The organism is Microbacterium sp. UBA3394, assembly GCF_002358725.1.
In the GTDB taxonomy this organism is placed as follows: Bacteria; Actinomycetota; Actinomycetes; order Actinomycetales; family Microbacteriaceae; genus Microbacterium; species Microbacterium luteum.
This window is the reverse complement of the sequence record NZ_DEPK01000168.1, coordinates 1-10,510: the sequence shown is the minus strand read 5'-3', so window position 1 is coordinate 10,510 and position 10,510 is coordinate 1. Positions and strand designations below refer to the sequence as shown.

The 10,510-nt window shown below is 71.9% G+C and carries 8 protein-coding genes; 6 read left to right on the top strand and 2 right to left on the bottom strand.

The window, feature by feature from the left end:
* Window positions 1-338, bottom strand: a 338-nt coding sequence (locus B4E30_RS10030) for a DEAD/DEAH box helicase (RefSeq protein WP_286795130.1), incomplete at its 3' end; no start/stop codon positions are given.
* A gap of 87 nt (window positions 339-425) precedes the next feature.
* Here B4E30_RS10030 and B4E30_RS10025 point away from each other — a divergent pair.
* Window positions 426-746, top strand: coding sequence for a GNAT family N-acetyltransferase (locus tag B4E30_RS10025; RefSeq protein ID WP_286795128.1), 321 nt, complete (start codon window positions 426-428; stop codon window positions 744-746).
* Between the two features lie 7 nt (window positions 747-753).
* Window positions 754-1,755, top strand: a complete 1,002-nt coding sequence (locus B4E30_RS10020; RefSeq protein WP_286795126.1) for a pirin family protein — start codon at window positions 754-756, stop codon at window positions 1,753-1,755.
* A gap of 58 nt (window positions 1,756-1,813) precedes the next feature.
* Here the strand turns inward: B4E30_RS10020 and B4E30_RS10015 are convergent, their stop codons facing one another.
* Window positions 1,814-5,395, bottom strand: a complete 3,582-nt coding sequence (locus B4E30_RS10015) for a S8 family serine peptidase (RefSeq protein WP_286795124.1) — start codon at window positions 5,393-5,395, stop codon at window positions 1,814-1,816.
* A 144-nt stretch (window positions 5,396-5,539) separates the two neighbouring features.
* Here B4E30_RS10015 and B4E30_RS10010 point away from each other — a divergent pair, with 144 nt between their 5' ends.
* The 4 genes from B4E30_RS10010 to B4E30_RS09995 all read left to right on the top strand — a co-directional run bounded on the left by B4E30_RS10010 (window position 5,540) and on the right by B4E30_RS09995 (window position 10,505).
* The gene (locus tag B4E30_RS10010) at window positions 5,540-6,094 is read left to right on the top strand and encodes an ECF transporter S component (protein ID WP_286795122.1); all 555 of its coding nucleotides are present in this window, start codon (window positions 5,540-5,542) and stop codon (window positions 6,092-6,094) included.
* 201 nt (window positions 6,095-6,295) lie between these two features.
* Window positions 6,296-7,564, top strand: coding sequence for a cation:proton antiporter (locus B4E30_RS10005; protein WP_286795120.1), 1,269 nt, complete (start codon window positions 6,296-6,298; stop codon window positions 7,562-7,564).
* Window positions 7,565-7,893: 329 nt separating this feature from the next.
* Window positions 7,894-9,660 (top strand): ABC transporter ATP-binding protein, encoded by a 1,767-nt coding sequence (locus tag B4E30_RS10000; RefSeq protein WP_286795118.1) that lies wholly within the window; start codon window positions 7,894-7,896, stop codon window positions 9,658-9,660.
* Window positions 9,657-10,505 carry an energy-coupling factor transporter transmembrane component T gene (locus tag B4E30_RS09995; RefSeq protein WP_414683206.1) on the top strand — a complete coding sequence of 283 codons (849 nt, stop codon included), beginning with the start codon at window positions 9,657-9,659 and terminating at the stop codon, window positions 10,503-10,505. Before B4E30_RS10000 ends, B4E30_RS09995 begins: the two co-directional genes overlap by 4 nt.
* Window positions 10,506-10,510 lie beyond the last annotated feature (5 nt).

Genomic DNA, 10,510 nt, shown 5'->3' with positions numbered 1-10,510 from the left:
TTGACCGACGAGTCGCCGGTGACCATGCCGACGTTCCCGGCGCCGAAGACCTCCACGAGCGCGAAGAACTTCTCGCTCACGAGCGCCTTGATGGGCGCGGTGTAGAACGTGACGCCTCCGCGCGCGAGGGCGGCCGCGTGCGCGGCGATCGCGACGAGCGACTTGCCCGTGCCGGTGGGGGTCGACAGGATCACGTTCGACCCGGCGGCGAGTTCGATGACCGCCTCGTCCTGCGCCGGGTAGAGGCGGATGCCGCGGGCTTCCGCCCACGACACGAAGCCGTCGTAGACGGTGTCCTCATCGGCGCCGACGGGAACGAGCTCGAGCAGCGACGACATTCCACCACTCTTTCACGGGTGGATCTCGACCCTCGCGGAATCGCGCGCACCGGACGTACGTTTGTCCCAGCGACGGAAGGAACCCCCGTGACCGACACCTCCGAGACCCCGCGCATCACCCGAAACGACGCCGCATCCCGCTACGAGATCCACGTGGGCGAGGTGCTCGCCGGATTCACCCGCTGGGAGGCCGACGACCGCGGTCGCCTGCAGATGGTTCACACCGAGGTCGACCCGGCGTTCACCGGACGCGGCCTCGCGTCGATCCTCGTCGCCGAGGCGCTCGCGGACATCGCCGCCCGCGACGAGACGATCGTGCCTCGGTGCCCGTTCGTGACCAAGTACCTCGGCGAGAACACCGTCGAGGGGCTGTCGGTCGATTGGCCGCGCGGCGCGCCCGGCGCCTGAGACGACCATGACGCGTCTGGACGATGCCGGCGAGGTCGTCGCCGAGAGCGCCGCGGAGTGCGACGGGCCGCGCGCCGTCGTGATGACCTCGCGCGAGGTGCCGCTGGGCGGGGTCCGCGCGATGGCCGTCTTCCGGGCGCTGCCGCAGCGGGAACTGCCACTGGTCGGCGCCTGGTGCTTCCTCGACCGCTTCGGGCCGCAGCGCACCCGGATGCGCGTCGAGCCGCATCCGCACATCGGGCTTCAGACCGTGACGTGGCCGTTCGTCGGAGAGGTGCGCCACCGCGACACCGTCGGCAGCGACGTGATGGTGCGTCGCGGCGCCTTGAACCTCATGACCAGCGGCGCCGGCATCGCCCATTCGGAGTACTCGCACGGCGACGACGCCGTCGACCTCGATGCCCTGCAGCTGTGGGTCGCCCTCCCCGAGTCGCGTCGCCACGGTGCTCTCGCGTTCGAGCGTCACGAGGATCTGCCGACGCTGCCGCTGGCGGCCGAGACCGGAGACGACGGCGAGGCGACGGTCGTGCTCGGACGCCTCGGCGATGTCGCCTCGCCCGCATCCGTCTACACGCCGATCGTCGGCGCCGAACTGCACATCCCCGCCGGGGCGACCGTGCGCATCCCCCTCGAGGCGGCGTGGGAGCACGCGCTCATCGCGGTCGACGGCGACGCGAGCGTGCACGTCTCCCCCGCGCACATCGACGGCGCCGACACCGTCGCGCTCGACGACAAGCGGATGCTCTACCTCGGCACGCGGCGCGATCACGTGCGCGTCGCCTCTGCGGCGGGGGCGCGGCTGTTCCTCATCGGCGGCGCGCCGTTCGAAGACGAGATCGTGATGTGGTGGAACTTCGTCGGCCGCAGCCATGAGGAGATCGTCGAGGCCCGCGATGCGTGGGAGGCCCACGGCGAGCGCTTCGGCGAGGTCGTCGGCCACGGCGACGAGCGCATCCCCGCCCCGCCGCTGCCGAAGGTGCGGCTCACCCGCCGCCGGCGGCGCCTCTGACCTCCGGAGACGACGAAGCGCCCGGACCACGCTCGGCCCGGACGCTTCGTCGACAGCGTCAGCGGAGCACGAGGAAGCCGCTCACCCCGACCGAGCGGGCGACGGTGTCGCTGCCGGTGTATGTGGCGATGACGACCTTGATGCCCTTCTTCTGCTCCGGCAGGTCGAAGCTGACCGCACCGTCGGCGAGCGTGCCGGTCAGCTTCGTGGAACCGACCCACACCTCCACCGTGCCGTCGGCGACCGACCCGTCATCGGCCGTGACCTCCACCGTCACGGTGTAGTCGTGCTTCGACGTGCCGATGTAGCGGTTCATCGACACCTCGGTGTCGGAGCCCACCTTCACGAACACCTCGTTGCTGAGCGCGGTGCCGGCGTTGGCGTTGCCCTCGGCGGTGGCCGTCACCCGCACCGACAGCGCCGTGCCGACGTCGTCGCGCGTCACCGTGTAGGTCGTGGATGTCGCCCCCTCGATCGCCGCGCCGTCTCGCAGCCACTGGTACGTCAGCTCGACGTCGGCGGGGTCCCACTCGCCCGGCGTCACCTCGAGGGTGCGTCCGACCTTCGCGGTTCCGGTGATCTCGGGTGCCGTGACGGCCTCCGGGGCGGCCGCCCCGGCGTCCACCGACACGATCGTGCGCACCTGCGACTCGCCGTACTGCACCACGCCGAGGTACGACGTCTCAGCCTGCAGTCCCGTCCACGACAGTGCGTACGTCGCCTGCTCACCGCGGGACACCGGCAGCGGGTTCGGTGTCGCGGTGAACGACCCCTCGCCCTCCGGAGTGACCAGCGCCTGCGTGAGGTCCCACGTGAGGGGCTGCGTGATCGAGTACATGTTGGCCACGATCAGGTACGTTCCGGCGGTGGGCGCGATGAGGCTGACCTGCTCGTCGGCCGACGCGGTCGCCGAGACGAACTGCTCGTAGTAGCGGGTGTCCTCTCGACTGACCACGCGATACACGAGGAGATCGAGGTCGCTCCCGGCGTCGTCGGACGAGTCGAGCGTCCACTGGGCGAGGGATGTGCCCTCGGCCACATCCGCAAACCAGAACACGTTGCCGTCGGCATCGCCGGAGTTCTCATCTCCGGTGTGCCCCTCGACCGGGTTGGCCGGGTCGGTGAGCAGCTCGACCGGAGCGAGGCCGGACAGGTTCAGCGGTAGCTCGCCGGAGACGCCGGAGTCGATCGTGACCTCGGTGGATCCGGTGATGCCCGTGCCGGAGACCTCGGCGGGCGCGTCGGCGGTGACCGGACGCACGGCCAGCGGCGAGCGCGCCGTCGTGCCGTCATCGCCGGTCCACGTCATGAAGCCCGTCGCCCACTGCTCCACCGGAGCGTCGGCGTTGCTGATCGTCACCTCGAACGACTGCTGCTCGCCGGCGGCGCCGAAGGTGAGGCTCGCGGGCGAGACCGACACGTCGACCCCGGGGATCGAGGCCTCGACCGTGTAGGTGCCCGGGCGCGTGGCCGTGAGCGTGCGGGTGACCGTCTGCTCCTTGGACAGCGTCCCGATCGCGAGCGACGCGAGGTTCAGGTCGCTCGGGTCGATCGGATCGATGCCGCCGAAGTCCCAGTTGCCGGTGCCCTCGACGAAGCCCGCCCAGTCGACCGGGCCGTTCAGGTAGAGCACGCCCGGGTCGAGGAAGTCGGTCGGTTCCACCTGACCGGCGCCCTGCGCGAAGGGATCGAGGTTCGCCGAGCCGTCGGCGTTCACGGTGTTCGACGCCGTGGTCATCATCGCCGACTTGACCTCGTCGGGTGTCGCGCCCGGGTTCGCGGTCAGGTAGAGCGCGGCGAGGCCCGCCACGTGCGGGGCGGCCATCGACGTGCCTGAGAGGATGCCGAAGGTCGGATCCTCGCTCGCACCGTTCTGGGTGGCGGCGAGAATCGCCACACCGGGGGCCGCGATGTCGGGCTTGATGACGTCGCTGCCGTCGGCGAGCATCGGTCCGCGGCTGGAGAAGCCCGCGATCTGCGGCACCGGCGTCTCCTCGCCCGTGGTGTTCTCGCCGATGAGGGTGGCCTCGGCGTCGGGGGTGTTGCGCACGTAGTCCAGCAGCGGCTCCCGCACGGTGTCGGGCAGGTGCACCGTGGGCACGGAGTGGAAGTCGTTGTCGAGGGATGCCGGGGTGACGTTCACCAGGATCGATCCGACACCGCCCGCCTCGGCGACCGCCTGCGACTTCTCGACGCGCGCGATGACGCCGCGGTCGCACACCACGATGGCGCCGGCGGCCGCTTCGGGGTCGAGGGAGTCGAGGTAGCACAGCGCCGCGTCGGCGGCGGAGACCCCCTCCGCCGGGATGTCTCCGGCGTAGACGACGGGGGCGGTGAGCGACTCGCCGAAGGGCACCGTCACCGACGCGCCGGCTTCGAGGAAGCCGTTGGGCAGCGAGACCGTGCCCTCCCAGGTCGGGATCGTCGACGCGGCGACCGTCGTGTACCAGGGGGCGGCGTGGTCGGCGGTCGACGCGTCGGGCCCGGAGTTCCCGGCGCTCGCCGAGACGAACACGCCGGCGACGGCGGCATTGAAGAACACCTGGTCGTCGGGTGACCACGTCGTGGTGGCCGCGCCACCGCCGATGGAGTAGTTGATGACGTCGACGCCGTCGTTGACGGCGGTGTCGATGGCGTCGAGCAGGTCGCTCAGCGCACAGATGTCGTCGGTCGTGACCAGCGGGTCGGGCCCGACGTAGCAGGCCTTGTACGCCGAGACCTTCGCGGCCGGCGCGACACCCGAGACGGCACCGAAGTCGATGCCCTCGATCGAGGCGTCGACGCCGGCGTTGCCGGCGGCGGTGCTCGCCGTGTGCGATCCGTGGCCGTCGCCGTCGCGCGGCGACAGGTAGTCGGAGCCGAAGTCGAATCCGGCGCTCGCGGCACCCGTGGAGAAGTACTGCGCACCGATGAGCTTCGTCGAGTAGTCCTCGACGCCCCAGTCCTGACCGGTCACCCGGGTGGCGCGGAACTCGTCGCCGTTGGCCTTGGCGAACACGACGTCGTCGCCGTCGAGGTAGGGCTCGTCGCCCGGCGTGGCGCTCAGCGGCTCACCCGCGAACGACGGGTGCTCCGGGGCGATGCCGGTGTCGACGACGCCGACCACGACGCCCTCGCCGGCGGCATCCGTTCCCCCGAGCGACTCCCACACGCCGCCGGACCCCTCGAGACCGAGGAACTCCGTGGACGGGACGGCGACGGGGTGGCGGATCTCGTCCGGATACACCCCGACGACGCCCTTGGCACCGGCGACCTTCGCGGCCTCCTGCGGCGACATCTTGGCGCTGAACCCGTTGAGGGTGATCTGGTAGGTCGCTTCGGGGCTGACGCCGGTCTCGGCCGCGACATCCTGCTGCCGCTCCTGGAGGTAGCCGGCGTACTCCTTCACCTCGGTCGACTGCGTGTCGAGCTTCTCGCCGTCTGCGGGCGTGGTGGCGCGCAGTCCCGGCTCGCCCCCGTCATAGGTGGCGACGGGATCCTCTTCGAGCAGCACGATGTAGGTGCCGGTCGGCGAGTCGATCGGGGTGGGCGGATTCACCTCCTCCGATCCGGTCGCGCCGAAGGCGGTCGTGGCGGTGGTTCCGGCGAGAAGGGCGGCGACGGTGATGACCGCAGCCGCTCTCACGGTGTTTCGGCTCATGCAGTGAGCTCCCAACGGGGAAGGGATGGGAAGGACTGCGCGGCATCGTCGGCGCGCAGTGCGCACAAACGTAACTCACAGTTCCCTCCCAGGGAACGGTCGTCCCGTGAGAAACCGATGAGAGGAGAGGGCTACGCTGGGCATGTGTCCCCCCGATCCGGCATCTCGACGAGCGTTCTGCTCACCTGCGCCGCGATCGGCGTCGCGACCGGTGCCGTCTCGGCCGGAGCCGGAGCGGTCAGCGGACTCGTGTCGGCCGCCGTGCCGGTGCTCTATGGACTCGTCCTCGGCGTGCACGTGCTGCCCGGCGTGATCGCCCAGGTGCTGCTGCGCATGCCCTGGGTCTCGCTGATCTCCCACGTGCTCGCCGCCCTCGTCGCGAGCGCGTTCGTGCCGCCGTGGATCGGGCGCTACATCGGCACCGCGATCCTCATCGGCGGGCTACAGGAGCTCGTCGCCGCGATCGGGCGCTACCGCCACTGGGAGAGGTGGCGCTACTTCGTCTCGGCCGTCATCGTCGGCGTCGTGCTCGCCGTGCCGATCGCGCTGGTCGCCGACCTCGGCCGGTTCGCCCCGTGGGCCCAGGTGGTCTACATCGCGATGTTCATCGTCGGCCCGGTCGCCTGGACCGCCGTTGCCGTCGCGATCGGCGAGGCCCTCCGCCGCGCCGGCGTCGGCCGCACCGCCCGCCGCCGCTGACCCCCGCCCTCCCAGCCCCGGCCCCACGCTTCCGCACCCTCACCCGCCAGCCCCGCCACGCGCCTCCGCACCCTCACCCCGGGAGGTCGGAGAATCGGCCCGATGTCGGAGAATCTGCCCGAAATCCTCCGACATCGGCGTGATTCTCCGACGTCGGAGGGGCGGCCGGCCGGGCGCCGCGAGGTCCGATAGCGTCCGAGGGTGATCGCCGTGCTCGTCGTGCTCGTGGCCCTGGCCGTGTGGAGCGCGCTGTCGGGGCCGCTGCAGAAGCGCGGCGTGACGGCCGCTCTATTCCTGGCTGTCATCGGGGTCGTTGCCGGACTCATCCTGCCCTCGGCCTTCGATCTGGACATCGATCCGTCCGGGGCCGAACGCGTCGCCGAGATCGCCCTCGTGCTGCTGCTGTTCAGCGACGCGATGCGCATCGATCTGCGGGCGCTGCGCCGCCAGCTCGAATGGCCGAGCCGTCTGCTGCTGGTCGGCCTGCCGCTGACCGTGCTCGCCGGCATCGGCGTGGGCCTCGCGCTCTTCCCGCAGATCGCGGTGATCTCGGTGGTCATGATCGCCGTGATGCTGGCGCCGACGGATGCCGCGCTCGGCCAGCGCGTGGTGGAAGACAGCGCGGTCCCGCCCCGGGTGCGTCAGGCGCTCGACGTGGAGAGCGGACTGAACGACGGGATCGCCGTGCCCCTGTTCCTCGTCGCGGTGTCGGTGGCCAACGCCGAGCTGGAGTCGAGCATCCCGTCCGCCGTCGCGGTGAGCGTCGCCGAACAGATCGGATGGGGACTGCTCGCGGGCGTGATCGCGGGCGTCGCGGGCGGGGCGCTGTTCCGCCTCGCCTCAGCCAAGGGGTGGATCGACGGCCGGTGGCGGCAGATCCTGCCGCTCGTCGCCGCCATCCTCGCGCTCGCGATCGCCGAAGCTCTCGGGGGCAGCGGCTTCATCGCGGCGTTCGTGGGCGGCCTCACCTTCGGGCGCATCGTCGGATCGCCCCGCACCGAGGTCGGCGTGTTCACCGAGAGCGCCGGCGACCTCCTCGCCGCGGCGACCTGGGTGATCTTCGGAGCCGTCGCGATCACGCTGGCGCTCCCGCTGATCACCTGGCAGGTGGTGGTGTACGCGGTGCTCAGTCTGACGGTCGTGCGGATGCTGCCGGTCGCCCTCGCGCTCGCCGGCCGACATGTCGGACTGCCCACGGTGGCCTTCATCGGCTGGTTCGGACCCCGCGGGCTCGCCTCGCTGGTGTTCCTCCTCATCGCGATCGGCGAGGGGGTCCCCGACGACGAGGTCGTCATCCCGACGATCGTGACCACGATCGCGCTCAGCATCACCCTGCACGCCCTCACGTCGGTGCCGTTCATCCGGCGCTATCACCGCTGGGCGCGGCAGCGCGCATCCACCGACCCGCTCGCGGCGGAGTCGGTGCCGACTCGCGTGCCACGCCGCCGCCACGACCACACCACCCCCTGACCCGCCCTCCCTCACCCCGCCCGGCCACCCGCATCCAGCCCGCTGGCACTCGACCCGCACCCAACCCGGCCACCCGCATCCATCCCGCCGGACCGGCCACCCGCATCCGGCCCGCCGATGTCGGAGAATCGCGCCGATGTCGGAGGATTCGGGCAGATCTTTCCGACATCGGGCCGAATCTCCGACGTACGCCCACTCGCTGGAACGCGCGACGGCCGCTCGCGCGGGCCGAGAACGCGGCAGCCAGCGGGAGGGAGTGAGGGTGAGCTAAGTTAGGAAGACCTCACTTCGCCGCGCAGCGGTCGAAGAAGTCCCGAATCCCGAAGGGGATGCCCGTGGTCCGTGCCGACAGCGACCGGTCCGCCGCACCGGCGGTCCGACAGGTCGTCGGCCAGCCGCTCGCGCGCCTGCACGAGGTCGCGATCACGCACGACGAGGCGCGCGTCGCGACGCCGGCGTCGGTCACGTTCGACGTGTCCCCGGGCGAGGTCGTGCTGCTGCTCGGTCCGAGCGGGTCGGGAAAGTCGACCCTCGCGCTGGCGCTGAACGGCCTCATCCCGCACGCGCTGCCGGCCACCGTCGACGGCACCGTGCGCATCGAGGGAGTCGACACCTCTGCGACCACGGTGGCCGCGCTCAGCACGCGGGTGGGCATGGTGTTCCAGGACCCGGATGCGCAGCTGGTCACCGGAACGCTCCTCGACGAGGTGGCGTTCGGACCCGAGAACCTGAAGCTCCCGGTCGCCGAGGTGCTCGCCCGCGCGGAGGCGGCCCTGCGCCGCGTCGGCCTGTGGCACCGGCGCCGGGAGAACCCCGACCGGCTGTCCGGCGGCGGGCGTCAGCGGCTGGCGATCGCGTGCGCGCTGGCGATGGGCTCGCCGCTGCTCGTGCTCGACGAACCCACCGCGAACCTCGATCCGCGCGGCATCGACGAGGTCTACGCGGCCCTCGGCGACCTCGTCGCGGCCGGCGACCGAGCGATCGTTCTGGTCGAGCACAACCTCGACGCCGCCATCGGCTTCGTCGACCGCGTCGTGGTGCTGGATGCGTCAGGGCGCCTCCTCGCGGACGGTCCCGTCGACGACGTGCTGCGCCGCCGGGCCGACGAGCTGCACCGCCTCGGGGTGTGGCTCCCCCATTCCGCGCTCGCGGCGCTGCGCCTGCGCCGCGCCGGCTACGCGCTCGACCCGCTTCCCCTGACGCCCGCGGAACTTCGCGATGCCCTCGAGACGACCGCGCCGGTCGCCGCGCCGCGTGAGGCCTCCGCACCCGCCGCGACGCGCGCCACGGGGGACCCGGTGGTGCGCGTGCGCGGCCTCGACGTGCGACGCGGCCGCACCGACGTGCTCCACGGCGTCGACCTGGAGGTGCGTCGCGGCGAGTTCGTCGCGATCGTCGGCGCGAACGGCGCCGGCAAGACCACGCTCGTGCAGGCGATCGCCGGCGTCATCCGCCCGCCCCGCGGATCGGTGAGCGTCGACGGCGCCGACATCGCGCGCGTCGACCCGCGGCGGCTGTCCTCCCGGATCGGGTTCGTGTTCCAGAACCCCGAGCACCAGTTCATCGCCCACACCGTCTACGACGAGCTCGCGCACGGCCTGCGCCGAACGGGCCTGGACGAAGCGGCGGTCCGGGAACGCGTCGACGAGATGCTCGCCCGGTTCGGGCTGAGCGAGCGAGCGGATGCGCATCCGTTCTTGCTCTCGGGCGGACAGAAGCGGCGCCTGTCGGTGGGCACGGCGCTCATCGGCGGCGCCCCCGTGCTCGCCCTCGACGAGCCCACCTTCGGCCAGGACCGCGCCCGCGCGGACGAGCTGCTGCGCCTGCTCGCCGAGCTGCGCGCGGACGGCACGACGATCCTCGTCGTGACGCACGACATGCAGCTGGTCGCCGAGCACGCCGAACGGATGGTCGTCGTCGACGCCGGCCGCATCGCCGCCGACGGCGACACCGCCGACGTGTTCGCCGACGACGCGCTCCTCGAGCGCACCGGGCTCCGGATGCCGCCGCTGCGTCGCGCCCTCCACGGCCTCGCGTCGCACCCGGACCTCGCCGGGGTGGCCCGGCTTGCCGACCTGCCCGGCGGTGAGAGGTGACCGAGCCGCTCACGATCCCGCAGGCGCAGACCGGTGCGGTGCAGGTCGACCCGTACGCCGCGCTTCGCCCCGCGTCGCCGGTGCGGTTCCTCTACGGCATCAACCCGCTCGCGAAGCTCCTGGCACCCGTGCCGGCGATGGTGCTGCTCGTGTTCGTGCGCGACCTCGCCACCCCGCTGACGTTCGTGGCCCTCACCGCGATCGTGCTGCTGATCGGCGTGCGGTTCACGCGGCGGCTGGTCGCACTCCTCGTGCTCGTTCCGGTCGCGGCGCTCGTGATGGGCGTCGGGTTCGCGATCTGGACCGACGCGTCGGGCGTGGATCAGAGCGTGGTCCTGTGGCAGATCGGCGGCTGGACGATGTACGGCGGCGCGATGCTGGTGGGACTGGCCACCGGCGCTCGGATCGCCGCGATCGTGTCCCTCGCGCTGATCGTCGGCCTCTCCACGACGGGCCCGGATCTCGTGCGTGCGGGCGTGCAGCAGCTCCGGGTGCCGTATCGCATCGGATACACCGCGCTGGCCGCGTTCCGCTTCGTGCCGCGGTTCGGCTACGAACTGGAGATCATCCGCCAGGCGCATCGCGTGCGGGGCAGCCACGGCGGCCGCGGGCCGATCGCCGCCGCGCACCGCTGGGCGGGCTATATCGTGCCGCTCCTGGCGGGCGCCATCCGGCACGCCGAACGGGTCGCTCTGGCGATGGATGCGCGCGCCTTCGGCGCGTATCCGGATCGCACCGAGCGGCATCTCGTGCCGTTCCGCGCCCGCGACGTCGTCTTCGTGCTCGCCTTCCTCGCGGTGTCCGCCTCCGTGTTCGCCACCACCTTCCCCTGGACGCTCGCCTGAGCGCC